Source organism: Jiella pacifica, assembly GCF_010500815.1.
Taxonomy (GTDB): domain Bacteria; phylum Pseudomonadota; class Alphaproteobacteria; order Rhizobiales; family Rhizobiaceae; genus Jiella; species Jiella pacifica.
Genome location: NZ_JAAAMG010000005.1, coordinates 83,885 through 108,694, shown reverse-complemented (window position 1 = coordinate 108,694; position 24,810 = coordinate 83,885). Strand labels below are relative to the sequence as shown.

Annotated in this window: 21 protein-coding genes; 17 read left to right on the top strand and 4 right to left on the bottom strand. The window is 65.9% G+C overall.

What is annotated here, in order from left to right; translation table 11 throughout:
- Positions 1–40 precede the first annotated feature (40 nt).
- The 3 genes from GTK09_RS08055 to GTK09_RS08045 form a co-directional block, all read right to left on the bottom strand.
- Positions 41–1,027 carry a carbohydrate ABC transporter permease gene (locus tag GTK09_RS08055; RefSeq protein WP_163462579.1) on the bottom strand — a complete coding sequence of 329 codons (987 nt, stop codon included), beginning with the start codon at positions 1,025–1,027 and terminating at the stop codon, positions 41–43.
- Positions 1,024–1,914 carry a carbohydrate ABC transporter permease gene (locus tag GTK09_RS08050; protein ID WP_163462578.1) on the bottom strand — a complete coding sequence of 297 codons (891 nt, stop codon included), beginning with the start codon at positions 1,912–1,914 and terminating at the stop codon, positions 1,024–1,026. The genes GTK09_RS08055 and GTK09_RS08050 overlap by 4 nt, the downstream gene beginning before the upstream one ends.
- Before the next feature lie 136 nt (positions 1,915–2,050).
- Positions 2,051–3,295 carry an ABC transporter substrate-binding protein gene (locus GTK09_RS08045; RefSeq protein WP_246217779.1) on the bottom strand — a complete coding sequence of 415 codons (1,245 nt, stop codon included), beginning with the start codon at positions 3,293–3,295 and terminating at the stop codon, positions 2,051–2,053.
- Between the two features lie 137 nt (positions 3,296–3,432).
- Between GTK09_RS08045 and GTK09_RS08040 the strand changes: the two genes are divergently transcribed.
- The gene (locus tag GTK09_RS08040; RefSeq protein WP_163462577.1) at positions 3,433–4,467 is read left to right on the top strand and encodes a LacI family DNA-binding transcriptional regulator; all 1,035 of its coding nucleotides are present in this window, start codon (positions 3,433–3,435) and stop codon (positions 4,465–4,467) included.
- A 22-nt stretch (positions 4,468–4,489) separates the two neighbouring features.
- Here GTK09_RS08040 and GTK09_RS08035 read toward each other — a convergent pair whose 3' ends face one another.
- Complete coding sequence (locus GTK09_RS08035) at positions 4,490–5,620, bottom strand: O-antigen ligase family protein (protein ID WP_163462575.1); 1,131 nt, start codon at positions 5,618–5,620, stop codon at positions 4,490–4,492.
- 622 nt (positions 5,621–6,242) lie between these two features.
- On the opposite strand from GTK09_RS08035, the gene GTK09_RS08030 reads away from it, so the two are divergent.
- From GTK09_RS08030 to GTK09_RS07955, 16 genes are all read left to right on the top strand, one after another.
- Complete coding sequence (locus tag GTK09_RS08030; protein WP_163462573.1) at positions 6,243–7,739, top strand: sugar transferase; 1,497 nt, start codon at positions 6,243–6,245, stop codon at positions 7,737–7,739.
- The gene (gene nusG, locus GTK09_RS08025) at positions 7,727–8,335 is read left to right on the top strand and encodes a transcription termination/antitermination protein NusG (RefSeq protein WP_281353346.1); all 609 of its coding nucleotides are present in this window, start codon (positions 7,727–7,729) and stop codon (positions 8,333–8,335) included. The genes GTK09_RS08030 and nusG overlap by 13 nt, the downstream gene beginning before the upstream one ends.
- Positions 8,336–8,729: 394 nt before the next feature.
- Complete coding sequence (locus tag GTK09_RS08020; protein WP_163462569.1) at positions 8,730–9,713, top strand: NAD-dependent epimerase/dehydratase family protein; 984 nt, start codon at positions 8,730–8,732, stop codon at positions 9,711–9,713.
- The gene (locus GTK09_RS08015; RefSeq protein ID WP_163462568.1) at positions 9,710–10,513 is read left to right on the top strand and encodes a WecB/TagA/CpsF family glycosyltransferase; all 804 of its coding nucleotides are present in this window, start codon (positions 9,710–9,712) and stop codon (positions 10,511–10,513) included. Before GTK09_RS08020 ends, GTK09_RS08015 begins: the two co-directional genes overlap by 4 nt.
- 32 nt (positions 10,514–10,545) lie before the next feature.
- Positions 10,546–12,402, top strand: coding sequence for an ABC transporter ATP-binding protein (locus GTK09_RS08010; protein ID WP_246217778.1), 1,857 nt, complete (start codon positions 10,546–10,548; stop codon positions 12,400–12,402).
- Positions 12,403–12,418: 16 nt separating this feature from the next.
- On the top strand, positions 12,419–13,243 hold the full coding sequence (locus tag GTK09_RS08005; RefSeq protein ID WP_163462566.1) for an FkbM family methyltransferase: 825 nt from the start codon (positions 12,419–12,421) through the stop codon (positions 13,241–13,243).
- Positions 13,244–13,247: 4 nt separating this feature from the next.
- Positions 13,248–14,147 (top strand): glycosyltransferase family 2 protein, encoded by a 900-nt coding sequence (locus GTK09_RS08000; RefSeq protein WP_163462564.1) that lies wholly within the window; start codon positions 13,248–13,250, stop codon positions 14,145–14,147.
- Positions 14,144–14,842: a methyltransferase domain-containing protein gene (locus tag GTK09_RS07995; protein WP_163462562.1), complete on the top strand. Its 699-nt coding sequence runs from the start codon at positions 14,144–14,146 to the stop codon at positions 14,840–14,842. The genes GTK09_RS08000 and GTK09_RS07995 overlap by 4 nt, the downstream gene beginning before the upstream one ends.
- Entirely contained in the window at positions 14,839–15,636 is a 798-nt protein-coding gene (locus GTK09_RS27960; RefSeq protein WP_163462561.1) for a class I SAM-dependent methyltransferase, read from the top strand. The genes GTK09_RS07995 and GTK09_RS27960 overlap by 4 nt, the downstream gene beginning before the upstream one ends.
- Positions 15,617–16,819 carry a glycosyltransferase family 4 protein gene (locus tag GTK09_RS07985; RefSeq protein ID WP_163462559.1) on the top strand — a complete coding sequence of 401 codons (1,203 nt, stop codon included), beginning with the start codon at positions 15,617–15,619 and terminating at the stop codon, positions 16,817–16,819. The genes GTK09_RS27960 and GTK09_RS07985 overlap by 20 nt, the downstream gene beginning before the upstream one ends.
- On the top strand, positions 16,816–17,757 hold the full coding sequence (locus GTK09_RS07980) for a glycosyltransferase family 2 protein (RefSeq protein ID WP_163462557.1): 942 nt from the start codon (positions 16,816–16,818) through the stop codon (positions 17,755–17,757). The genes GTK09_RS07985 and GTK09_RS07980 overlap by 4 nt, the downstream gene beginning before the upstream one ends.
- Entirely contained in the window at positions 17,754–18,572 is an 819-nt protein-coding gene (locus tag GTK09_RS07975) for an FkbM family methyltransferase (protein ID WP_163462555.1), read from the top strand. Before GTK09_RS07980 ends, GTK09_RS07975 begins: the two co-directional genes overlap by 4 nt.
- A complete protein-coding gene (locus tag GTK09_RS07970) occupies positions 18,569–19,978 on the top strand; it encodes a glycosyltransferase family 4 protein (RefSeq protein WP_163462553.1) in 1,410 nt (469 codons plus the stop codon). Before GTK09_RS07975 ends, GTK09_RS07970 begins: the two co-directional genes overlap by 4 nt.
- Positions 19,979–20,076: 98 nt before the next feature.
- Complete coding sequence (locus GTK09_RS07965; protein ID WP_163462551.1) at positions 20,077–21,363, top strand: O-antigen ligase family protein; 1,287 nt, start codon at positions 20,077–20,079, stop codon at positions 21,361–21,363.
- Positions 21,364–21,522: 159 nt separating this feature from the next.
- Entirely contained in the window at positions 21,523–22,395 is an 873-nt protein-coding gene (locus tag GTK09_RS07960; RefSeq protein WP_163462549.1) for a hypothetical protein, read from the top strand.
- 100 nt (positions 22,396–22,495) lie between these two features.
- Positions 22,496–24,808 carry a Wzz/FepE/Etk N-terminal domain-containing protein gene (locus GTK09_RS07955; protein ID WP_163462547.1) on the top strand — a complete coding sequence of 771 codons (2,313 nt, stop codon included), beginning with the start codon at positions 22,496–22,498 and terminating at the stop codon, positions 24,806–24,808.
- Positions 24,809–24,810 lie beyond the last annotated feature (2 nt).

Below are 24,810 nucleotides of genomic sequence, written 5' to 3'. Positions count from 1 at the left end.
GCGCCGGGGCGCGGAGTCGAATGGGTCGTTGCCTCTGCGATCATCCCTTCACGGCTCCCGCTGCGATGCCGCGGACGAACCAGCGGCCGGATACGAAATAGACGAGGAGGGGGACGGCGGCGGTGAGGATGGTCGCCGCCATGTTGAGGTTGTATTCCCGCTCGCCGTAGGTGGAGTTGACGACGTTGTTGAGCTGCACGGTCATCGGCAGGTTCTCCCGGCCGGCGAAGACCAGCCCGAGGATGAAGTCGTTCCAGATGTTGGTGATCTGCAGGATCGCCGCGACGATCAGGATCGGCGTCGACATCGGCAGCATGACGTTCCAGAAGATCCGGAAGAAGCCGCCGCCGTCGACCCGCGCCGCGTTGAACAGCTCCACCGGCAGGCCGGCATAGAAGTTCCTGAAGATCAGCGTCATGATCGGCAGGCCGAAGATGACGTGGACGATGACGATGCAGGCCAGCGTGTTGTAGAGCCCGACCATCGAGAAGGCCCGGACCATCGGATAGAGGAAGATCTGGTAGGGCAGGAAGGCCCCGAGGAGGAGGATCGCGAACAGGACGTCTGCGCCCTTCACCCGCCAGAAGGACAGGGCGTAGCCGAGGATGGCCCCGGCGGCGATCGAGGCGATCGTGCTCGGCACGGTGATGACGACGGAGTTCCAGAAGCCGACGCGGATGCCCTCGCAGTCGAGACCGGTGCAGGCGCTCGACCAGGCTTTTATCCATGCCGTCAGATCGAAGCTCTCCGGTAACGCGAAGATCGAGCCCTCGCGGATTTCCGGCATGGTCTTCAGCGAGGTCAGCACCATGACGACGGCCGGCAGCAGGAAGAAGGCCGCGGCGACGGCGACGAAGCCGTAGAGCCCGATCCGCCCGATGGTGAGCCGCCGCGGCTTGCGCCCGCGGGTCGCGGATCGTTCGCGATGGCGGGAGGGGGTGGCGCGGTCGTCGGCCGAGCCGGAGCGGAAGGCGAGGGCGGAGGCGCCCTTCGGCGGCTCGCGGGAGGAGGTGGCGTCGATGCTCATGTCGCCGCTCCCGCCCGCACCTTGCGGAAATATTCGCTGTAGATCCACGGCACCAGAACGGCCGCGACGGTGATCAGCATGACGGTCGCGGCTGCCGTGGCGAGCCCGATGTTCTGCCGGGTGAAGAGATTGTCCATGACGAATTTCGCCGGCATGTCGGAGGATATTCCCGGGCCGCCATTGGTCAGCGCCACCACCAGGTCGAACGCCTTGACGACGCTGATCGACAGGAGCACCACGGCGGTGAGGATCAGGGGCCGCAGCATCGGCACGACGACGAAGAGATAGACCCGCCAGGCCGGGATACCGTCGATGCGGGACGCCTTCCAGATCTCCTCGTCGACGCCGCGCAGGCCCGCCAGCATCAGCGCCATGACGAGGCCGGACGCCTGCCACAGCCCGGCGAGGACGAGGGCGTAGAGCGCCATGTCCCGATCCACCGCCCAGGCGAAGGAGAAGCTCTCGAAGCCCCAGTCGCGCACCGCCTTCTGGATGCCGAGGCCGGGGTTCATCAGCCACTGCCAGATCAGCCCGGTGACGATGAAGGACATGGCATAGGGATAGAGGAACACCGTCCGGAGGGTGTTCTCGAAGCGGACCTTCTGATCGAGCACGACGGCGAGGAGAAAGCCGAGCACGAGCGCGCCGGTGATGAACAGGACGCCGAAGATCACGGCGTTCTGCATCGAGACGAGCCACCGCGTCGAGGAAAACAGCCGGTGGTACTGGTCGAAGCCGACATAGACGTCGACGGGCAGGAGCTTGGATGCGGTGAAGGAGATCTGCACCGTCCAGAGCATCGTCCCGACATAGGCGACGAGGACCACCAGCCAGAACGGGACGAGCATGAGGCTCGCCGTCGAAGGACGCTTGCGGGGCGCCGTCATGGTCTGTTCTCCGGGAACTTGTCTCGCGAGCGGCGGCGAAGGCGGCGGACGTGACGCCGAATGCTGCAGATCGCGGGAAGGCCGATGAAGCGGACCCGGCTTGGTCTGCCGGGCCGCGCGCGTTCTCGGCTGCCGATCAGCCCTCGACTTCGAAGGCGTTGACGAAGCCCTCGACGACGTCCTCCGGCTGTGCCGACGGGTTGTTCCAGAACTGCGTGACGACGTCGTCGACCGCGCCGGCGAGGCTGGCGGAGACGAGGATCTCGAAGACCGGCGCCTGGCTGTCCTCGCTCTTCAGGAGTTCCAGCCCCTTCTTTGCGCAGGCGTCGAAGGCCGAGGTGTCGACGTCGTTGCGCACCGGCATCGAGCCCTTGGCGAGGTTGAACGCGGCCTGCGCGTCCTTGGAGATCATCGTCTCGACGAGGAGATCCTGCGCCTTCTTCTGGGCCTCGTCCTCGGTCTTCGGGAAGACGAAGACGTCGCCGCCGACCATCAGCATGGTGTCGTCGAGGCCGATGGTGCAGCCATAGTCCTCGCTCGGCGTCTTGCCGGCATTGGTGAACTCGCCCTTCACCCAGTCGCCCATCACCTGGATGGCGGCCGTGTCCCGGAGAAGGAGGGAGGTCGTGTCGTTCCAGCTGCGACCGGGCGAGCCGGCATCGACCAGGCCGCGCAGCGCGCCGTAGGTCTCGACGGCCTTGGCGAAGCCCTCCGAGCGCACGGCTTCCTCGTCCTTGTCGCGGTAGATCCGCATGTAGAGGTCCTTGCCGCCCTGCTGCAGCAGGATGGCGTTGAACAGCGCGCGCTCCTGCCAGGGCTGGCCACCGAGGGCGAGCGGCGTGAAGCCGGCCTCCTTGATCTTCTGCAGGGCCGGGATCATCGCTTCCCAGGTCGAGGGCAGCTCCGCGACGCCGGATTTCTCCAGAACGGTCTTGGAATAGAACGTCCAGTTCTGGCCGTGGACGTTGATCGGCAGGGCATACATCTCGCCGTCGCGGCTGGCGGCTTCGACCAGCGCGGTCGGCATCGCCTTCTTCCAGCCGCCTTCCTCGGCGAGCGCCTCGATCGGCCGGATCAGGCCCTGGGACACGAGATCGTCGAACTGGCGTCCGGTGTTGAACTGGGCCGCCGTCGGTGGCTGGCCGCCGACCATGCGGTTGATCGTCGCCGCCCGCGAGTTCTCGCCGCCGGCGGTCGCCGTGTCGACCCATTCGCCACCGGCCTTCTCATAGGCATCGGCGAAGGTCTTGATGGCGGCGGACTCGCCGCCCGAGGTCCACCAGTGCATGACTTCCGCCCGCGGCTTGTCCTGGGCGCTCGCGGGCATCGCCGCGAAGGCGAGGGCCGAACCTGCTAATATGGTCGCGATCAGTTGCTTCATTTTCTGCTTCCTCCCAAAAGCGGACCGTGAAGGTCTCCCCTATTACGGCTTCTGTAATCGATTACATCAATGCTAAGACGAATGTCGATCAATTACAAGCCGGCGATTGGGCTTGGTGGAAAAGCAGCGGAAGAACGATGAGTGAGCCCCGTCGGGCACCGAAGATCGGTGATGTGGCCGTGGCGGCCGGTGTTTCGGTGGCGACGGTGTCGCGGGCGCTTTCGGCGCCGGAAAAACTGAAGCCGGAAACGCGCGAGAAGGTGATGGTTGCCGTCGCCGCCCTCGGCTACACGCCGAACTCGGTGGCGCGGCAATTGCGCGCGGGCCATTCCTCGCTGGTCCTCGTCATCGTGCCGCGTCGGACCAATCCGCCGTTCTTCGCCGAGGTGCTGCACGGCATCGATTCCACCCTGGCTGCGGCCGGCTACGTGCTGATCACCGGCTACATGGAAGGCGCCGAGCACGATCTGAGGCTGATCGAACTCGCCGCGTCCGGCCATGTCGCCGGCCTCCTGACGATCTCCGGCGACCTGCCGAAAGTGGCGGGCCGCTCGATCCTCGACGCCGGCCTGCCGGCGGTGGCGATCTGCGCCGATCCCGGCGTCGAAGGCCTGCCGGCCGTGCTTCTCGACGACGAGCGGGCGGCCGCCATGCAGGTCGAGCATCTCGCAGCCCTCGGCCATCGCCGCCTGTTCTACGTCTCGGGACCGCCCGGCAACTACAACGAGGTGACGCGCCACCGCGGCATCGTCGCGGCGATCGAGCGGGCCGGGCTCGGTCGGGAGGCGCTGATCGAGTATCCCGGCAACTACACCTTCACCGGCGGCGTCGCCGGCGCGAAGGCCTATCTCGGCCTCGCCGACCGGCCGACTGGGGTGATCTGCGGCAATGACGAGACCGCCATCGCCTTCGTCAAGACCGTCCGGGCGGCCGGTCTCGATATCCCCGACGACCTCTCGGTGATCGGCTTCGACGGTATCGAACTCGCCGATTTCTGCGAGCCGACCCTGTCGACCATCGCCCAGCCACGCTTCGATCTGGGAGCGAGGGGGGCGCGTTTGTTGATCGATCGCCTCGACGGCAACGCGACCGCCGAGGCGATGCCGGCTGGGGGGAGGATCATGATGCAGGGGACGCTTCTCGCCCGCGACAGCACGCGCAGGATCGACTGAAATCCTGTCGACGCCCCATGTCTCACCGTTCAGAGCGAGCGAGCGAGATTCCTGCGCCAGAGCCGAGCAGCGCGGCGAAATAGACCGCGATGCCGTGGATCTGGATCGGAAAATCCACGGCCGAATGGGCAAGCACGAGGCCAAGCGCGGCAAGGCAGACGATCGGGATCGGGCGCAGTCGCCGACGCTCCCGCAGGCCGGTGAGGTAGCAGCGCAGCAGCAGAACGAGGCAGACGAGGAACAGTGGCACGAAGGGCAGTCCGAGGCCGAGATAGGCCTCGAGATAGGAATTGTGTGCCTGCTCGATAATGCCGTAGATGCCGCATTCGGGCAGGCGATACATCGCAAAGACGTCCTCGAAGGTCCCGAAGCCCGTTCCCCAGAGTGGATTGTCACCGATCGCGGCGAGGGTCTCGCGATATAGACAGGCTCGCCCCTCGTCGTAGCCGCTCGTTTCGACGCGCAGGAGTGTCTGGCCGCCAAACAGGCTGAATACCGCGAATGCCGCCAGGATCACGGTGCCCGTGGCGGTCCATCGGCCGACTGGTCCGACGTCCCGCCATCTCGATGTGTGGATGATGCCGAGGAGCGCCGCCAGCAGGCTGGCGAAGGACAGCACGATTCCGGCGCGCGAGCGTGTCAGAAACAGTGCGACCAGCGTGGCAAGAAGCACGAGCGTCGTCAGCAAGATCCCGGTGTGACGCTCAAGGAAGGCGAGACCCGGCTGGGAAGGCGTGCGCGGCGACCGCGTTCGGCCGGGCTGCGACGTTTGCCAGAACAGCCAGCCGAGTGCCGCCAGACTGGCAAGGCCGAAGAAGGTCGCCGCGTTGTTCCTGTTGACGAAGACCGAGGTGACGACGGTCGGATCGAGAAAGGTCTGGTCGAACAGCCGCATGTTCGGGAAGGCAAGGTAGCGCAGCAGCCCGAACAGCGGGACGGTGATGCCGAGAAGCGCGAGCGCGCGCCACGTCCGCAGACCCTCGACGTCGTCCCGCGACAGCAGCAGCGCCGTTCCGAAGACGAGAAAGGGAACTGCCACGCCAGGAATGCTGCGCAATGTCACGCCGGGCGCAATCGAGACCGCGCCGCCCGAAAATCCCAGATTCTCGGCGACGGCTCCCCAAACCGGATTGGCCATTGGATTGCCGGCCATCCATACGGCCTGAAGCAGGAGATAGGCGACCGTCGTGGCTACGATGACAAGAAGCAAACGGATGACACGACCACCAGACCGGGAAATGCTGGTGGTAGCAACGGTCGAGGCGAATACAATCGCAAGCACCGTGCCAGAGAGGTAGACATATTCTGGTCGTGCTGCCCCCAGTGGGGCAATGCTTATTGCGACACCAGAAATAAAAATTACCCGAATGACGGTGTATATCACCATTTTTATCTTCCTGTAGTGAAGAAAAAATTTGAAAACGATCCGTTAAAACATCGCGGAATTCGATTTAGAAAAACAAAAATAGAGCGACGGTTTCGCGTCATTGATAATATATGGCTAAAACGAGCAGAATTTATTTCCGCTATGAATGAAAAAGTTCTGAATGGCGATCGAATTGAGCAATGAATAAGACTGATTCGCATACAGTATAAATCGATTCTCAATAAAGCAGCCATTTTGGGCGAAATTGATAGAATTCTCATGGGATTGCTCACTGCAGTGATCGTTTCATATTTTAGGGCATTAACGAGAACGCGAGTAACGACTTGAAATAAGGAATTTGTAATGTTAACAAAAAGTCGCTTTTGAGAGTGAAATCAAGGATCGTGCCGTGTACCGTAGCGCGTTCTTCGTCGTCGATTTGCTGCTGATGTCCGTGGCTTCGCTGCTTGCGGTTGCGCTGCGAGGGGCTTCGGTGGAGGCGGTCCTGGATTCCCCGTATCACTGGATGTTCGCCGGCGTCGCCGTGCTGTGCGCCATGCTGGTCTGGCCCCTCTTGGGGATCCCGCGGCGCCCATGGCGGTACTTTGCCGCCTCCGATGTCGTCCACCTCGTCCTTGCAGTCACGGCCGTCGTGTTGATGACGCTCTTCGTCATGTTCACGGTCAATCGATCGGAACTCGTCGCCCGCTCCGTGCCGCTCCTGCAGTGGTGCCTCTGTCTGGCGTTGCTGATCTTCGCCCGGGTCGGCGTGCGCCATTTGCCGGCCTCGGCCCCGGTCGGGCGCGACGGAGTTCCGGCCGGTCGGCAATACGTTCTCCTCGTCGGGTTCAATCGTCGCTCGGAGGTCTATCTGCGGTGCATCGAGGCCCTGTATCCGGGGCGCGTCTCGGTCATCGGCATCCTCGACGACGACCCCTCGGTGAAGGGGCTGATGCTGAAGGGCAAGCCGGTTATCGGGCGGCCGGACAATCTGATCTCGGCGATCCGGCGGCTTCGCAACCACGGGGTGGAGATCAGCCGCGTGGTCGTGACGGTTCCCAGGGAGGAACTGTCGCCGGCCTTCAACGCCGCCTGTGAGAGGTTGCTGGCGGAGGCGGAGATCACGCTGGACCATTTCGAGGGTCTGTTCGGTGCCGTCCGAGCGCCCCTAGCCTCGGCCATTCCCACTGTCGACGGTCCCGGCGTCTCGCCGTCTCTCTCGGCAGACGGCGTCATGGCGCCGGGCGGCGGGCGGCGGCGATATCTTGCCGTCAAACGCAGCATCGACTTCGTTCTCGCGCTTTCGATGATCGTCCTTCTCGCGCCGCTGTATCTCGTTCTCGCTGCGCTCGTCGCCGTCGATCTCGGTCGGCCCGTGACGTTCTGGCAGGAGCGGCCCGGCCTGAACCGCCGTCCCTTCCGGGTCTACAAGTTCAGGACGATGGGCGATGCCTACGACGTCGAGGGCAACGAAATCCCGCTGGAACTCAGGCTGTCGCCGATCGGGGCGGCGCTCCGGCGGCTGCGGCTCGACGAACTGCCTCAGCTTTTCAACATTCTGGTCGGCAACATGTCGTTCGTCGGTCCCCGTCCGTTGCTGCCGGCAGATCAGCCGGAGCGGCCGGAAGTCCGCCTGCGCATGCGGCCCGGCCTGACGGGGTGGGCTCAGATCAACGGCGGCCGCGGCCTTTCCGTCACCGACAAGAGCGCGCTCGATTGCTGGTATGTCGAGAACGCCAGCCTATGGATCGACGCCAAGATCATCGTGAGGACGGTCCGCTTCCTGCTCGAAGGGGAGGCGCCGCCGCGCCAGCAGGTCCTCAATCAGGCCTATGGCGTCCTGGAAGATCGGCGGGTGCTCGCCAAGATGTCTCCGGCATATGGGCGGGCGACATGGCGGGCGTGAGGAATGGTGGGCTGCCGCACGATCGACCCGGACTCGCTGGCGCGGAAACCGAGGAGATTCGTGACGGGGCCGGATCTGCCGGCAACGGCAAGGGCGGCAGCTGGTTCGCCGTTCATTGCCATGCCGGCAAGGAACGAATGGCCGAGACGCATCTGCTGCGCCAGGGCTTCGGGGTCTTTCTTCCGCTGCTGCGCTGCGGCGAGACGAGGGCGCGCCGGGCGAGGCCGGTTCTGGCGCCGCTTTTTCCGGGCTACGTCTTTGCCGGGTTCGACCCACGCGCGGCCGGCTGGCGACGGGTCAACGGAACCTATGGGGTGAAGAAGCTGGTCTCTTTCGGCGAGACGCCGGAGCCGGTTCCTCCCACCTTCATGGCAGCGCTCAGACACTCCTGCGACGAGATGAGCATCTTCTCCTTCCGGCGGGCCTCCGCCTTTCGCGAAGGCGATCGCGTCAAGCTCGCTGCGGGGCCGTTCATGGGCATGATCGGTGAGATCGAGGCGATGGGCGGGCCGGACAGAGCCTGGCTGCTTCTGGCAATTCTGGGGCGAACCGCCCGGGTCTCCGTCGGTCTCGACGAGTTGCAGAAGATCGCCTGAGACGAAGGCCCCCCGGCATTCGGGTTCGATCCGGCCCGGAACCGATGCGGAGCGACCGGCGAGCCCGACATTCGTTGGGCAGATCGCGCGGCAATTCGACATATCGGGCAACCTGCCCGGGCGTGATGCGCCGATGCGGCGACCCTTCCGGCGGCAAGTGACCGGGAGTGCGGTAGCTATCCGATCATACCGAGGTGGGCGCCGGGTCGGATTGCTGCACCATGGCGAGAGGACGGCGGACCGCCGGTTCCGAGCCGCCAGAAGTGCAGCCAGAGCCCGCCGCGCGACCTTTGAACCTCTTGCGGCATGGGACGAAACCCGGATCTGGCGGCCCATCGGTCGGCGGAGTGTCGCCCGCCCGGGCCGTCAGACAAAGCCTTCACGGAGTTTGGCAATGAAATACGCGCTCGTCTGCGGCGCCGGCGGCTTCATCGGCCACCATCTGGTGCGGCGGCTCAAGGCCGAGGGTTTCTGGGTGCGCGGCGTCGACCTGAAGTTTCCACGCTTCAGCGGCTCGGAGGCGGATGATTTCGTCATCGGCGATCTGCGCCGCCAGAGCTTCGTCGACGCCGTCGTCGACCGGCATTTCGACGAGATCTACCAGCTGGCCGCGGACATGGGCGGCGCCGGCTACATCTTCACCGGCGAGCACGACGCCGACGTCATGCACAATTCCGCGACGATCAATCTCAACGTTCTCGACGCCGCCTATCGGCGCAACTGCCGGCGCATCTTCTATTCCTCTTCGGCCTGCATGTATCCGCAATACAACCAGCTCGATCCGGACAATCCGAAATGCTCCGAGGACAGCGCCTATCCCGCCGCGCCGGACAGCGAATATGGCTGGGAAAAGCTGTTCAGTGAGCGGCTCTATCTCGCTTATGCGCGCAATTACGGGATGGATGTTCGCGTCGCGCGCTACCACAACATCTTCGGCCCTGAGGGCAGCTGGAACGACGGCAAGGAAAAGGCGCCGGCCGCCATCTGCCGCAAGGTCGCGCAGGCCTTCGACGGCGACGCGATCGAGATCTGGGGCGACGGCCGGCAGACGCGGTCATTCCTCTTCATCGACGAGTGCCTGGAAGCGACCCTGCGCCTGATGCGCTCGGATTGGACCGGGCCGGTCAATATCGGCTCGGAGGAGATGGTGACGATCGATCAACTGGTCGACCTCGTCGCCGGGATCGCCGGCAAATCGGTCGAAAAGCGCCACGTCGAGGGCCCGACCGGCGTGCGAGGCAGGAATTCCGACAACCGGCTGATCCGGGAGAGGCTCGGCTGGGCGCCGAACGCGCCGCTGAAGGATGGGCTCGAAAGGACCTATGCGTGGATCGCTCGTCAGGTCGAGCGCAACAGCTATCTGGTCGCCGCGGAATGACCCATGCAGCGACCATCGGGGCAGCAGCGCTGCCCGCCGCGACGATCCTCGGCGCACGGGTTCACGGGCCGACGCTGGCGCAGGCGGTGGCCCTCATCGAAGAATGGATACGCCAGCCCGAAGGGCGCTGTCGCAGCGTCGTCGCGACGGGCTTTCATGGGCTGTGGGTCGGCCATCAGGACGCTGCGTTCCGGGCCGTGTTGAATGCCGCCGACCTGTTCTGCCCGGACGGCATCGCCCCGGTGTGGCTGTCGCGGCTGCAAGGCCGGGCGCTGCCGGCGCGCGTGCCGGGCGGCGACCTCATGGGGGCACTGCTGCGACGCGCCGACGAGGAAGGCTATCGCAGCTATTTCTACGGCGACACCGACGAAACCCTGGATGCCCTTTGCCGACGGGTCGAGGCGGAGTTTTCGGGCGCTGCGGTCGCGGGGCGCTACGCGCCGCCGTTTCGCAGCTTGTCCGAGGCGGAGGAGGCCGAGCACGTCGCCGCCATCAACGCGTCCGGTGCCGACATCCTGTGGGTGGGCCTCGGTTGTCCGAAGCAGGAGCGTTTCATCGCCCGCAACAAGCATCGCCTGACGGTGCCGGTGGCGATCGGCGTCGGCGCCGCCTTCCGGTTTCAGGCAGGCCTCGTGCCGCGCGCCCCGAAATGGCTCGGCGATGCCGGCTTCGAATGGGCCTGGCGGCTTGCTGCCGAGCCGCGGAAGATGTGGCGCCGCGACTTGACCGACGGTCCTCGCTTCCTCGCCGCGGCGCTGGCGGATGCCTGGCGCGTCCGGCGCGCGGTGACGAGCCGTTGACCGGCCCGCTGGCAAGGCGCGGGGATAGGCCAATGAATTCCGGGCCGGCCGCGGGCGCCCGAGCCGCGAGCTCCGTCGTCTGCCGTCTCTGGCGGGTGCTGTCGCCGCGTCGCAGGCGTCAGTTCTGGCTGGTGATCGTCCTGATGCTGGCCGGCGCGATCGCCGAGGTGCTGACGCTCGGGGCGGTTCTGCCGTTTCTCTCGGTCATCGCCGATCCGGCAAGCGTCATGGCCTATCCGAGCGTGACCCTCGTGATGGAATGGCTCGGCCTGAATGGCCGCGACGACCTCCTGCTCGCTCTGACGAGCCTCTTTGCCGTCACGGCCATCGGCGCCGCAGCCGTCCGGCTGGCGCTGGTCTGGGCGACCAACAAATACGTCTTTTTGGTCGGTTACGATCTCGGCACCCGGCTCTACGAGCGCATGCTGTATCAACCTTACGTCTTCCACGCCTCGCAGAACACCAGCGAGGTCGTCGCCTCGCTCCAGAAGGTCCAGCAAGTGACCTTCAACGTCCTCCTGCCGTTGATGCACGGCGTCAGCTCGGTGTTCATCGGCCTGTTCATCGTCGCCGCGCTGTTGTGCGTCGACGTGGCGGCGTCGGCTGCCGCCTTTGCCGGTTTCGGCCTGATCTATCTGGGTGTGTGGCTTTTCAGCCGGAGCCGGCTGCGCGCCAACGGCCGGATCATCGCCCGCGTACAGTCGGCCCGGGTCCAGACTTTGCAGGAAGGCCTCGGCGGCATCCGCGACGTCCTGCTCGATGGCAACCAGCCGGTGTTCCTGGAGAAATTCGCCGACCTCGACCGGCAGTTCCGCGATGCCCAGGCGACCAACAATCTGATCGCCGCGGCGCCGCGCTTCGTCGTCGAGGCTTGCGGCATGGTCCTGATCGCCTTCCTCGCCCTGGTCCTTTCCCGCGGGGCGGGCGGCATCGCTGCAACATTGCCGGTCCTGGGAGCGCTCGCGCTCGGGGCACAGCGTCTCGTCCCGCTGATGCAGCAGATCTATGGCGGCTCGAGCGCCATCGCCGCCTATGGCAGGACGGCGGAAGACGTCCTCGACATGGCCGAGGCGGCGGTGCCCGAGGAATGGATGGAGGCGCCGTCGTCGCCTCTGCCTTTCGAGCGCGCGATCACCCTGCGCGGGGTGTCTTTCGCCTATCGGGGGGACGAGCGGCGTGCGATCCGCGGTCTGGGCGTCACGATCCCGAAAGGCGCCCGCGTCGGCATCGTCGGTCCGACGGGCAGCGGCAAGAGCACGCTGATCGATCTTCTGATGGGCCTCCTCGAACCCACAGAGGGGGCGATCGAGATCGACGGCCGCCGTCTCGATGCCGCGACGCGACGGGCCTGGCGCGCCCAGATCGCCCACGTGCCGCAGTCGATCTTCCTGGCGGACGCGTCGATCGCCGAGAACATCGCCTTCGGCATCGCGCCGGAACGCATCGACCTCGAACGGGTGCGGCAGGCGGCGCAGCAGGCGGCAATCGCCCATCACGTCGAGAGCCTGCCGGAAGGCTACGCCACCATGGTGGGCGAGCGCGGCATCCGCCTGTCGGGCGGGCAGCGCCAGCGGATCGGCATCGCCCGCGCGCTCTACAAGGGCGCCAGCGTCCTGGTGCTCGACGAGGCGACGAGCGCGCTCGACACCCAGACGGAAGCGACGGTGATGGCCGCGGTGGAGCGGCTGGCCGCCGATCTGACCATCGTGATCATCGCCCATCGCACCTCGACCATCGCCTTCTGCGACCAGCAGATCCGGCTCGAGGGCGGCCGCCTGGTGAAAAGCGCGAACATCCGTGCGTCCACCCCGGGGCGCCGCAGCCCGTCGTCGCTCCTGCGGTTCGACGCCGAAGGCCGTTACGCGACATCCGTCGATTCAACCGAATGATCGGATCGAAACTCGTATGTACAATTCCTTCATGTGGGGCGCGCCTTCGGCGTCGAGGAACGAGATCCTCCGCTCCTATGAGCCGATCCAGCCCTTTCTGCTTCTGGAACTGTCGAAGCATCTTGCCATCGACACCTTCATCGACGTCGGCGCGAACATCGGAACCTACAGCCTGTTCTTGTCGAGGCTCGCCGGCGTCGGGGCCATCCACGCCTTCGAGCCGAACGGCAAGAGCTTCGAGGAGCTCGGCAGGAACATCGTGCTGAATGGCCTGGCACAGAAGGTACACACGCACCGCCTCGCCGCGTCGAGCACATCCGGCCAGGCGGTTTTCCAGGTGGTCGGGGACTATTCCGGCGCCAACGGCATCAAGTCGACGAGCATCCATGCGGCGGGCATCGCCGAGAGTGTCGTCGAATGCGTGACGCTGGATTCGATGCTCGACGCGTTCGGCGAGCGCATCGGATTGAAGATCGACGTGGAGGGCCATGAGCTCGAGGTTCTTCGCGGCGCCCGCCAAGTGCTGACGACGCGCAAGGCCCTTTTGCAGATCGAGAACTACCAGAGCGACGGCGACGACGTGGCAGGATTTCTGGGCGACGCCGGATACGAGAGGATCACGCGGGTCGGCCCCGACCATTACTACACGAACATGGCAGAGCGGCCGACGGATGCCGAACTGGTGGCGATGTTCGAGGAAGCGGCGCGGGCGGCGATCGCCGCCAATCTCGAACCGGGCGGCGCGACGGCGCGGATCAATCTTTCCTCTGGCGTCGCGCTGGAATTTGCCGGCGGGGCGGCGCGATTTCTGCGGACCGTCAAGCGCCGGCTGCGAGGCTAGGCCGGTGCTGAAAATCGCAAAGCCGGCGTCTTCCATCGGCAGGTTCGTCCGCGTCGCGCGGCGCAAGGCGCGATCGGCGGTCTTCCACGCCAATCGCTGGGTCCAGTATTGCCGTTGGCGCTATCGCGACGTGGATGAGAATGCCGGCACCCCCCACGGCCTTTCGCGCCCTTTGATCGTCTCGCTCACCTCCTATCCGCCCCGCTTTCACCTGCTTCCGCTCACGCTGAAGTGCCTGCTCTCGCAGTCGGTCCGACCTGATGCGGTGATCCTGTGGATCTCCCACGAGGACCGGGACCGCCTGACGCCTCGCATCCTGCGGCTTCAGGAATTCGGCCTGACGATCCGCTTCTGCGAGGACCTTCGCTCCTACAAGAAGATCGTGCCGACCCTGCGCGAGCATCCGGAGAGCTTCGTCGTAACCGCCGACGACGACGCCTGTTACGAGCGCGACTGGCTGAAGGGGCTCGTCGACGGGTGGCGCCACGACGACGAGGTCGTCTGTCACAGGGCGCATCGGATCAGGCTCCATGAAGACGGTTTGCCGCGATCCTACGGAGGGTGGGACTGGGAGACCCGAAGCCAGGAAGCCTCGCCGCTGATCTTTCCGACCGGCGGCGGCGGCGTTCTCTATCCTCCCGCCGTCTTCGCTCCGGACGTCTGCCGGCAGGATCTCTTCATGACGCTGTGTCCCTCGGCGGACGACGTCTGGCTCTATTGGATGATGCGTTCGACCGGGGCCGTCGCCAAGGCGATCGGTTCGCCGCCACCGATGTTCTGGCCGGCCGGCCGGCTCGACTCGCTCTCCCACCACAATGTCGGGGAGGGCGCCGGCAACGATCGCCAGATCCGTCGGATGATCGACGCATTCGGCTTTCCGGGAAAGGCGGTATCGAAACCATGAGATCGGTCCAGGACATCTTGCGGGTCGCGAGCCGCTTCGCACGAACCGGACGGCTGCGGGCCGAGTTCGCCGGCTCCGCGGCCTATTGGGAGGAGCGCTATGCGCGGGGCGGCAACTCCGGCGCCGGCTCCTACGGCCGCCTTGCGGTGTTCAAGGCCGAAACGCTGGACGCCTTCATGGACAGGCACCGGATCGAGAGCGTCATCGAGTTCGGCTGCGGCGACGGTAGCCAGCTCGAAATGCTGGAATGTCCCGACTATCTCGGCGTCGACGTCTCGGCGACCGCCGTCGAGGCCTGCCGGCGCCGGTTCCAGGACGACGGGCGCAAGCGCTTCTGCCAGCTGTCCGACTATGACGGGTCGCTGGCGGAAATGACGCTGTCGCTCGACGTCGTCTACCACCTCGTCGAGGACGCGGTCTTCGAGCGCTACATGGAGACGCTCTTCGACGCCGCGTCGCGGTTCGTTGCCGTCTATGCCTCGAACCACGAGGCACCTGGGCCGTCCGTCCATGTCCGCCACCGCAGGTTCACCGACTGGGTCGAGCAAAACCGGTCGCAATGGCGTCTCTGCGCCGTGGTGAAGAACCGCTATCCCGCCTTGCGCGGCGCGCCGGACGAAAGCTTCGCCGATTTCTATTTCTTCGAACGGCTGCCCGGCGGAGAGAGCCCGGGCGCAGCGGGTGCGTCGCGGTGAAGGCCCTCCTGAAGCAAATCGTGCCGCCCGCCGCCCGTCAGCGGATGCGGCGGCTCGAGCAACTCGCCAAGCTGCCCCTCTCGCTGGGGACCGGGCGGATCTGCACCTGCTGCGGCCTGAAGATCCGCCGGTTTCTGCACTTCTACGGGCGCGCGGACGTTCGCTGCCCCTACTGCAACTCGCTGCCGCGCCATCGCTTCCAGGCCAGGCTCCTGGGCATCGGTTGGCTCGGTGACGTCGCCGGCCACTCGATCCTGCACTTTGCGCCGGAGTTCTGTCTCGATCGGCTGCTGCGCCGAACGGGACCTTCCGCCTATCTGAAGGCCGACTTCATGGTCAGCTTCATTCCCGGCATCTGCGTGCGACCGGATGCGATCCTCGACATCCGCGCGACGCGGCTGCCCCCGGAAAGCCACGACCTGATCATCTGCAACCACGTGCTCGAACACGTGGAGGAAGACGAGCGCGCGATCGCGGAACTTCATCGTCTCCTGAAGCCGGAAGGAAAGGCACTGATCACCGTGCCCGTCGCGGCCGGTGCCGAACGAACGAGAGACTGGCGGAGCCTTGATCCCGACACGCCAAGCGAGCGCATTCTCCAATTCGGGGCGGAGGATCACGTGCGCTTCTACGGCATGGACATCGTCGACAGGTTCCAGGCCGCGGGCTTTGCGGTCGACGTGCTTCGGCCCGAAGACGTCTTCTCGCCCGCCGAGATCGAGACCTGGGGCCTGGCGCCGGAGGAGCCTCACTTCATCCTTTCGAAGGCCGCACATGCGCCCCGCGCCGCGTGATGCGAGGGCGAGGATCCTCGTCGCCCATCCCGGTCTCGGGGCAGGGGGATCAGAGGCGCGGGCGATGGCGCTCCTCGAAGCGCTGCAGGATCGCCATCGGACGACGCTGGTCACCGGCGCGCCCTTCGAGCCGGAGCGTCTCAACCTTGCCTATCAAACCGCCGTCGACCCGCAGAAGATCGCCGTCATGACCGCGCCGATGCCGCAAATCCTCGCCCGGGCCAATGGCGGCGACGCCCTGCGCGCGGCCTTCTTCGGGCGCTTCGTCCGGCGGATCGGCAGTGACTTCGACCTTTGCATCAGCGCCTACAACTTCGCCGATTTCGGCCGGCCGGGGATACACTTCGTCGCCGATTTTTCCTGGGACGACGATATCCGACGCAGCTTCGATCCGGGCTCGCCCGGCCTGCGAGGCGTCATGCAACGGCCGGGTGTCGCCCGCTCGGCCTATCTCGGCCTTTGCAATGCCGTTGCCGGCAGCCGGATGCGGCCGGTCCACCGAGACGGGGACGTCGTCGTCGCCAACTCGCGCTGGACCGCAAATCTCCTGCGGGAGCGGCACGGTCTGAAAAGCCGCGTGATCTACCCGCCGGTGCATACGGCGCCGGTTTGCGGCGAGGAGCGCAGCGGCGACTTCGTCATGCTCGGCCGGATTGCGCCCGACAAGCGCATCCTCGAGGCGATCGATATCCTGGCCGGTGTCCGTGAGCGAGGGCATCGCTTCGATTTTCATGTCGTGGGTCGGCTTGGCGCGGACGCCTATGGCCGCCACGTCGCCGAAAAGGCGCGGCAGGCAGGCGACTGGGTGCGGCTCGCCGGCGGACTCTATGGCGACGCAAAGCATGAGTTCCTCGGCCGTCATGGCTTTGCCCTGCATGTGCGCAAGCGCGAGGCCTTCGGCATCGCCGTCGCCGAGATGATCAAGGCGGGGCTCGTCCCCTTCGTGCCGGGCGGCAGCGCGCCGGCAGAGATCGTCGGCGACGAGCGCCTCACCTTCGACGATGCCGATCATGCGGTCGAGGTGATCGACCGGATGCTGCGCCGACCCGGGGAAATCACGGCGATCCGGGCGGGATTGGCGAAGCGGGGCGTGATGTTTTCTCAGGAGGCCTTCGCGGGGCAGGCGCTGGCGTTGATCGAAGAATGTCTTTCCATCCAGCCGGCGAAGGTGCTCCCGCGATGAAACTCTCCGTGGTCGTTCCGACCCGCAACCGGCCGCGCGAACTGGCGACGTTGCTCGCCAATCTCGCCGAACAGACGCGGTGGCCGGATGACGTGACGATCGTCGATGGATCGGACGAGGAATTCTGCCCCGAAATCCGCCGTCTTGCCGCCGCCTCCGGCCTTTCCTGCCGTTACCTGCGGCACTGGCCGCCTTCGGCTGCAGCCCAGCGCAATGCCGGGCTCGACGCGGTGCTGCCCGGCTGCGACCTCGTCGCCCTGATCGACGACGACCTGACCTTAAACCCGCAGGCCTTTGAGATCGCCTGCCGGGAAAGTGCGAGGCTCGGCGAAGAGTTCGTCGGTCTCGGCTTCAATCCCACCGAGGATGAGGCAAGGATCGGCTATGGCGCGCTGAAATCCACCGGGCTGGCGAGATCTCTCGGACTGTATTCCGATCGCGTCGGCGCCATCACGCCGTCCGGCTGGCACACGCGGCTGCTGTTCGTGGATCGCCTGACCGAGGTCGACTGGCTGCTCTCCGGGGCCGTCGTCTGGCGGGTCGCCGCCATCCGCGATCTGCGTTTCGACGAGTTCTTCGAACAATACAGCTATCTCGAGGATCTCGAATTCAGCCTCCAGGCGCGCCGCAGAGGCCGCTTCGCCATCCTGCCGGAGGCGACCTATCTCCATGTGCCGGCGGAAGGCGGGCGCAAGTCGCGCTTCTGGTTCGGCCGCATCGAGATCCGCAACCGCCACTACATCGTCCGTAAGCACGGACTGTCGCGCTGGCAGTTCTGGCTGGGGGCCGGCATTCGCACGGCCATGACGTTCGGCGGGGCGCTCGTCGGCAGGGGCGAGGATGCGGGGCGCCTGCGCGGCAACCTCGCCGAGGTTTTGAGCATGATCGGCAACCGAACCCGCACCCTGTTTCGGACCGATCGGACGGCAACGTCATGAGGGCAGCGAAGGTCGCCTCGCGTTTTGCCTCGGCATTCGGGTCGCTGTCGCCGGTGCTGCACCCGTTCAGCCGGCTGTCGCTGCGTCTCGATCGTTATAATCCGGTGGCGAGCTTTGCGGAGCTCAATCGCCGGACCGGCGGCGAATGGGGCTTGAAGAACGTCGTCTTCGAGAAGGATCCGGAGCTCTTCGCCCTGTTCATGCAGTACGGCCTGCACCAGAGGGCGCAGATCCTTCAGGATCTCGCCTATCTGAAGCATTTCGGCGTGCCAGACCGAGGCGGCTTCTTCGTCGAGGTAGGAGTCGGTGACGGCATCCATCTGTCGAACACCCATCTGTTCGAAAAGCAGTTCGGCTGGGACGGCCTGCTGGTCGAGCCGAACCCCGCATTCCACGATCCGATCCGGGCGTCGCGGTCGGCATCCCTCGAAACCAGTGCCGCCTTCGATGCGGCCGGCAGCATGGATTTCGTCTGCTCGGGCGAACTGTCTGGCCTGACGAACGGCACCGGCAGGGATCATCGCCGGCGCGAGGGGCGTATCGTCGAGGTTCCGACGGCGACGCTCACGGAGATCTTCCAGCGCCATTCGGTCCCGGAGCGGATCCAGTTCCTCTCGATCGACACCGAAGGCTCGGAGCTGAACGTGCTTCAGGGGCTGGATTTCACCCGCTACGCCGTCGATTTCGTCGTGGTCGAGCACAATTTCGATGCCGAAAAGCGCGAGGCCGTCGCCCGCCTGATGGCCGACCGAGGCTTTCGCAACGCCTCGTCCGCGGCCTCGCTGTGGGACGATTGGTTCGTCCGGCTGGCATGATCGGGGGACGCGTGACGATCATGCTGGAACGGCCCGAGGTTGCTGCCGATGGTGGCGAGCGGCACAAGGCTGCAGGCCGCGGATTGCGCGAGGTCGGCGCGGCGACTCCTCGCCAGGCTGGTGGTGCGGAAGGACGGTCCGTCCTCGTCGCCGCCTACGCCTGCAATCCCCTTCGCGGCTCCGAAGAAGCCGTCGGCTGGAACTGGGTCCAGTCGATCGCCGCGATGCATCGCGCCACGGTGATCACCGCCGAGTTCCACCGCAAGGACATCGAGGCGGCCTGCGATCCGAACGACAATCCGCGCTTCGTCTTCGTGCCGCACCGGGCCTGGCACTACAGCCCGACGCCGCTGTGGAAGAGGATCGAGGGCTCGATTACCAAGCCGGTGATGAATCTCGCCTATGCCGGGTGGCAGCGCGACGCGCTGACGGTGGCGAAGGACCTCTTGGCGCGAGAAGACTTCGATCTCGTCCACCAGCTGACCTATGTCGGCTTTCGCTTTCCCGGCCATCTCTGGCGGCTCGGCCTGCCCTTCGTCTGGGGGCCGATCGGCGGTCTGGAGAACACGCCCTGGCGCCTCCTGTCTGCGATGAGGCGGGGCGGCATCGTCTATTATGGCGGCCGCAACCTCATCAATTCGGCCCAGCGCCGCTGGCTGCAGTCGCCGCGCCGCGCCGCAAGGGCGGCAGGTCCCGGCCTGATCGCCGCAACCGGCAGTATCGCGGCGGAGCTGCGGGCGCTCTACGGCACCGAAGCAACGGTGATCAGCGAGGTCGTCGCGCCGGTCCAGCTCAGCCCCGCGAGCCCGCCGAGGCGGCAGGCGGGCGAGCCGCTGAAGATCGTCTGGAGCGGCCTGCATCTGCCCGGCAAGGCGTTGAACCTTCTGCTCGACGCGCTCGCGCCGATCGCCGGGCGGGCGAATTTCGAGCTGCACGTCCTCGGCGACGGGCCGCTGCGAGCGGCATGGACGCGGCGGGCCGAGGAACTCGGGCTGTCCGGCCGCTGCGTCTGGCACGGCATGGTGCCGCGCACAGAGGCGCTTCGAATCATGGGGGAAGGGCACGTCCTGGCGATCAGCAGCCTGAAGGATCTCACCTCGACGGTGCTGCTCGAAGGTCTGGCGCTGGGTCTTCCTGTCGTCTGTCCGGATCATTGCGGCTTCTCCGAGGTCGTGACGCCCGCCTGCGGCATCAAGGTCTCACCGCGGACGATCGAGGCGCTCGTGTCCGGCCTTGGTGCGGCCGTCATGGAACTCGAAGCCGACGAGACGAAGCGCTTCGCCATGGCCGAGGCAGCTCTCGGGCGCGCAGCAGACTACAGCCTCGCGCGCAATCGACAGCGTCTGGCCGCAATCTACGAGCGCGTCCTGGCAGAGGCTGCGCAGAAGACGCGGACGGCCGCGTGACGAGGGCTGTCCGCTTCGAGGAGGCCGGGTGGCGGAGACATTCCCTGCCGCGCCGAATCGCGCGCCGCCGCGATGCACGAACTTCGCCGCGATTTCGAATGCGTGACTGGGCGACCTTCCCGCTGATGCTCTGGATGGCCTTGTGGCTCTCGATCAACACCGGCCCCTGGAACCTTTCGGGTTTCGGCGACGGCACCAGTGCCAGCATCAACGCGTTGCGCGCCTCGTTTCCACTCCTGGCGCTGGTCCTTGCCGGCCTGACGCTCGGCGCCGGACGCCGTCGCCTGCCGCGCGGGCCCGTAGAATACGGTTTCTGGTTCTACGGTCTCGTCATGACGCTCGCGGCGACCGGCGCCGGCAACTGGTTCGGCCAAGCCTATTGGGGGCTCGCCTTCCTCGCCACCCTCGCCACCGTCGAGAAGGGATTGCGAAGCCCCGACCCGCTGGATTTCGCCCGCCGGCTGAACTGGCTGTCCTGGATCACCACCTGTCTCGTCCTGGCGACGCTGCTGTTTCTGGCGCGAGACGTTCTCATCGACGACAGCGGTTCCGCCTACGGTGCCATCACGCGCTACGATCCGGACGGCGGCCTCGGCATGTCCCGCTCGACCGGACTTGCGAGGATGGCGGCGGTGCCGGCGATCATCGCGCTGATCTTCATCGTCTCGCGGCGCGGATGGCAGCGGTTCGCAGCCATCATCGTCCTTGCCGCCGCTCTCGCCATCCTGTGGATCATGCAGGCCCGTGGCGCGGTGTTCGCCTTTGCCGGCGCGATGACCTTCGTCCTCTTCTTCGGCCCGAAGAAGCTCCAGAAACTCGGCTTTGTGTGCGCCGGGATCGTCGCCCTGATGGTGTTCGCCGGGACGCGGGAAAACGGCTTCGTCGATTTCTGGATGCACATCACGCGCGGCCAGGGTGCGGAAGGCTTCTCAACGATGAGCGGCCGGGACGTGATCTTTCAGAACGCTCTGGACCGATGGTGGGATTCGCCGCTGATCGGCTACGGACCCCAGGCCGACCGGATCTTCCCCGATGTCGGAAACGCCCAGAACGCGCTGCTCTATGCGCTGCTTTGTGCCGGCATGATCGGGGCTGCGGGATTCGTCGTGGCGATCGTGGCCGCGCTGCTCTGCATGGCGAAGCTCAATCTCGACCATCGCACCGTACCCTTCCGGGATCGCGAAATGCTGATGATCACCAGCGGCCTCGTCGTCTTCTCTTTGCTGCGCAGCATTCCCGAAAATCAGGCGGCGGTCTTCAGCATCGACCTCCTGATCCAATATCCTGCGATGATCTACCTTGCCATGCTCGCCATGGTTTCATCGCGATCTCGCCGCCGACGGCCGGCGAGAATTCATACGGAGCGGCCGTACCGCATCCGGTGATGCGCGCTTCGGCCGGCTCGCCGGAAGGCGCGCGCGGCGCAAGACGAACGCGCAAGATCGAAGGCCGTTCGCAGCAACGGTCTGCGGACCGAGCACCGTTGGACCCGTGGTTTGCAATCATTCGCCGCCCGCAACCGTTCCCGTTCGAGGAGTTTGACCATGGTCGTCAGATCGATAACAACTTTCGGGAGGGCCGCGCTCGTCGCGACCTCGGCGCTGATCGTGGTGCCGCCGGCCGCATCCGCTCAGGACGCGGCGGCGCAAGGGCCGACGGTCGATGCCCCGCCGCGGGAGAGCGGGGCGGCTGCGCAAGCGACGGTCGTCGCAAATCCGCCGGCCGAAAGCCAGGCGCCGGCGGACGGCAGAGGTACCGGTGTCGAAGACCCGCAGCCCGGCCGAATGGACGGGGATGGGCAAGCCTCCGTCCAGCCGCCGGCGCTCGACGAACGGACCCCCGGCCGGCAGGCAGTCGACCGCTTTCTCCGGAACCCTGCCGGGCTCCTGCGGCGCCATCCGCTGGCAGGGCAGGGGCTGGTCAACGAGGTCCGCCTCCTGGCCGTCACGGATGTCGAAACCGTTGAGGAGATCATCGCTCTCAGCAGCCGGTCCGGTGCCGCGACACAGGAGGCGATCGGTCGTGGTCTGGCAGCTGCGGCTCTGGCCCTCGTCGAAACCGATCCGGAGACGGCTGCCAGGATCCAGGAACTCGTTGCGCAATCCGGCCTGAGCGAGCTTCAAGCCGCTTTCCTCGGGCGCCAGAACGACGTCGAAACCTTCGCTCTCGGCTCGCCAGCGTCGGCAGGTGGCGGAGGGGGCGCCGGTGATGTCGGAGGCGGTGGTAGCGAGACCGGTGGGGAGATCGGCGGCTCTGCGGGAACCGGCGGTACGGGTTCGAACCTCCAGTCGGTCACCGCTTCGGGCAGTGGTCTTGATGGCGGCGGAACGGGGTTTCTCGCGGGTCTTTCGCCGAACGGCGATGGGTCGGATGACGACGGAAATCCGGCGACGATCATCGTCAGCCCGACGCGGTAACACCCCCGCCTATGGATTTTCCCGGACCTCGCCGGTCCGGATGGCTTTCGGCCGATCAAGGGGCCGGAAGCCATTTTCGTCTCAGGGAGTAGTATCTCAAATGCTTCAAACACAGCGGCCGTCGATCCAGCCCGACTATGGGCCGCCAATCGCTGAGAACGAGGGCCTCAACCTCGAGCAACTGATCGCCGCGGCGAGGCGGCGCGCCTGGCTCGTGGCGGTGTTTGTGCTGCTTGGTGTCCTTCTCGGTGCCGCCTACCTGCTCACCGCCGTCCCGCTCTATACGTCCTCGACGCAGTTGCTGATCGACACCCGGGAGAGCCGCAGCGCACAGGAGGCCAGCGTCATGCCCGACATGGTCTTCGACGAAGCGATGGTCGAGAGCCAGGTCGAGGTGCTGCGCTCGGAGAAGATCGCCGAAGCCGTCGTCGATCGTCTGAAGCTCCTCGACAACGGGGTCTTCAACAGCCGTCACGGCAATCTGTTCTCGATCGCGACCGACAATCTCGCCTTGCTTGCCGGCAAGCTCTCGGACGAGATGTCGCTCGCAAGCGGACCTGGGGAGCAACTGATTCCGCAGGAGGAACGTGACGCCGCGCTGCGCCGGGCGGCGGTCGCCAAGCTGCGGGCCAATCTCCAAGTCGGTCGGGTGAACCGCACCCACGTCCTCGACATATCCTACACGTCGGCAGATTCAGGGCTGTCAGGGCAGATCGCCAATGCGTACGCGGAGGCCTACATCAACGACAAGCTCGATGCGGCCTATGAGGCGACACGCCGCGCGGGCGTGTGGCTTCAGGAGCGCATCGCCGACACCGAGCAGCAGGCGAATGCGGCAGACATCGCCGTCCAGCAGTTCCGCCAGGAGCACGACCTGATGTCGGCGAGCGGCGAGTTGCTCTCGGATCAGCAACTCACCGGTGTCAACGGCCAGTTGATCGCTGCCCGGGCCGAGGCTGGAGAGGCGGAGGCGCGCTACAGCCGCATCCGCGACATCATCGACAACCGGGAGACGGATGCCGCGGTCTCCGAGGCTCTTGCCAGCGGCATCATTTCGGATCTGCGTTCGCGCTATCTCGATGCTTCGAAGCGCTACCAGGACATTGCCGGGCGGCTCGGGCCGAACCATGCGCAGGCTCGCAAGTTGAGCGGCGAGATGCACCAGTACGAGCGTCTGATCTTCGAGGAGTTGAAGCGGATCGCGCAAGTCTACCGCAGCAATCTCGAGGTCGCAAAGAATCGGGTGGCGGCGCTCGAAGAGGAGGTCCGGCGGCTGGCCGGCACGACGGCCGCCGCGACCGAGACCCAGACCGAGCTGCGCGAGCGGCAACGCCAGGCCTCGACCTATCGCAATCTCCACGACACGCTGGTCGCGCGCTACGAAGAGACCGTCCAGCGCAATACGTTTCCGATCAGCGAGGCGCGCATTCTGAGCTCTGCGGCACCCGGCGACAAAACTCATCCGAGGGCATCACTGGTGCTGACGTTGGCCGCTTTCGCCGGCGCTGCCGTCGGCGGCGGTCTCGGAGCGCTGGCGGAATTCCGCGACCGGGTCTTCCGAACCGGGGATCAGGTCCGAGACGAACTGGGACTGGAGTTCATCGGCGCCCTGAACGTCTTACCGTCCGGGCGGGCCCCGAGGCAGGATCGTCGGGCCGAGCCATCGGCCACAGCTGCGAGAACGGCGAGGGTCGATGCGCGCGACCCGGTCCTGCGTCAAAGCATCGACGCCCCCCTGTCGGCCTTTGCCGAGACGCTGAGAACCACGAAGGTCGCCTGCGATCTGGTCATCGGCAACAAATCGCCGAAGATCGTCGGCATCGTCTCGATCCTGCCGAACGAGGGCAAGACGACGGTGGCGAAGAATCTCGCCTCGCTCGTGGCGAGCAGCGGTGCAAAAGTTCTCCTGATCGACGGCGACCTGCGAAATCCCGGATTGACCCGCGGTGCCGTCACCGGCGCGAGCGAGGGCCTGATCGACGTTCTGCGGGGGAACCGGCCCTGGCGGGACGTGCTCGTGACGGAGGAGGACTCGGGCCTGCAACTCATCCCGACCCTGCCGTCCCGCTCGATCTCCCATACGGGCGATCTCGTCTCCTCGCCGCGCATGCGCGCCCTCCTGAGCGAGGCCGGTGGTCATTACGAGTATGTCTTCGTCGATCTCCCGCCGCTCGGGGCGGTGGTGGACGCCCGCGCGGCAGCACATCTTCTCGATGCGCTCGTCTTCGTCGTCGAATGGGGCAAGACCGACCGGAAGCTGGTCAAGGCGGCGCTCGAGAACGATCCGCGTCTTCACGAAATGTGCGTCGGCATTCTCTTCAATAAAGTCGATGTGGCCAAGATGAAACTCTATTCGGGCTATCATCACTTCGGCTACTACGACAAGGCATACGCCCGGTATTACAGTTCATGAGT

What these genes read in the sequence shown, in the direction of transcription:
- GTK09_RS08045 (WP_246217779.1), bottom strand. Translation starts at nt 3,295, where the DNA reads ATGAAGCAACTGATCGCGACCATATTAGCAGGTTCGGCCCTCGCCTTC.
- GTK09_RS07960 (WP_163462549.1), top strand. Translation starts at nt 21,523, where the DNA reads ATGGTCGTCAGATCGATAACAACTTTCGGGAGGGCCGCGCTCGTCGCG.
- GTK09_RS08005 (WP_163462566.1), top strand. Translation starts at nt 12,419, where the DNA reads ATGTACAATTCCTTCATGTGGGGCGCGCCTTCGGCGTCGAGGAACGAG.
- GTK09_RS08055 (WP_163462579.1), bottom strand. Translation starts at nt 1,027, where the DNA reads ATGAGCATCGACGCCACCTCCTCCCGCGAGCCGCCGAAGGGCGCCTCC.
- GTK09_RS08020 (WP_163462569.1), top strand. Translation starts at nt 8,730, where the DNA reads ATGAAATACGCGCTCGTCTGCGGCGCCGGCGGCTTCATCGGCCACCAT.
- GTK09_RS08050 (WP_163462578.1), bottom strand. Translation starts at nt 1,914, where the DNA reads ATGACGGCGCCCCGCAAGCGTCCTTCGACGGCGAGCCTCATGCTCGTC.
- GTK09_RS07975 (WP_163462555.1), top strand. Translation starts at nt 17,754, where the DNA reads ATGAGGGCAGCGAAGGTCGCCTCGCGTTTTGCCTCGGCATTCGGGTCG.
- GTK09_RS07970 (WP_163462553.1), top strand. Translation starts at nt 18,569, where the DNA reads ATGATCGGGGGACGCGTGACGATCATGCTGGAACGGCCCGAGGTTGCT.
- GTK09_RS07955 (WP_163462547.1), top strand. Translation starts at nt 22,496, where the DNA reads ATGCTTCAAACACAGCGGCCGTCGATCCAGCCCGACTATGGGCCGCCA.
- GTK09_RS08015 (WP_163462568.1), top strand. Translation starts at nt 9,710, where the DNA reads ATGACCCATGCAGCGACCATCGGGGCAGCAGCGCTGCCCGCCGCGACG.
- GTK09_RS07985 (WP_163462559.1), top strand. Translation starts at nt 15,617, where the DNA reads ATGCGCCCCGCGCCGCGTGATGCGAGGGCGAGGATCCTCGTCGCCCAT.
- GTK09_RS07995 (WP_163462562.1), top strand. Translation starts at nt 14,144, where the DNA reads ATGAGATCGGTCCAGGACATCTTGCGGGTCGCGAGCCGCTTCGCACGA.
- GTK09_RS08040 (WP_163462577.1), top strand. Translation starts at nt 3,433, where the DNA reads ATGAGTGAGCCCCGTCGGGCACCGAAGATCGGTGATGTGGCCGTGGCG.
- GTK09_RS08010 (WP_246217778.1), top strand. Translation starts at nt 10,546, where the DNA reads ATGAATTCCGGGCCGGCCGCGGGCGCCCGAGCCGCGAGCTCCGTCGTC.
- GTK09_RS07980 (WP_163462557.1), top strand. Translation starts at nt 16,816, where the DNA reads ATGAAACTCTCCGTGGTCGTTCCGACCCGCAACCGGCCGCGCGAACTG.
- GTK09_RS08035 (WP_163462575.1), bottom strand. Translation starts at nt 5,620, where the DNA reads ATGGCCGGCAATCCAATGGCCAATCCGGTTTGGGGAGCCGTCGCCGAG.
- GTK09_RS07965 (WP_163462551.1), top strand. Translation starts at nt 20,077, where the DNA reads ATGCGTGACTGGGCGACCTTCCCGCTGATGCTCTGGATGGCCTTGTGG.
- nusG (WP_281353346.1), top strand. Translation starts at nt 7,727, where the DNA reads ATGGCGGGCGTGAGGAATGGTGGGCTGCCGCACGATCGACCCGGACTC.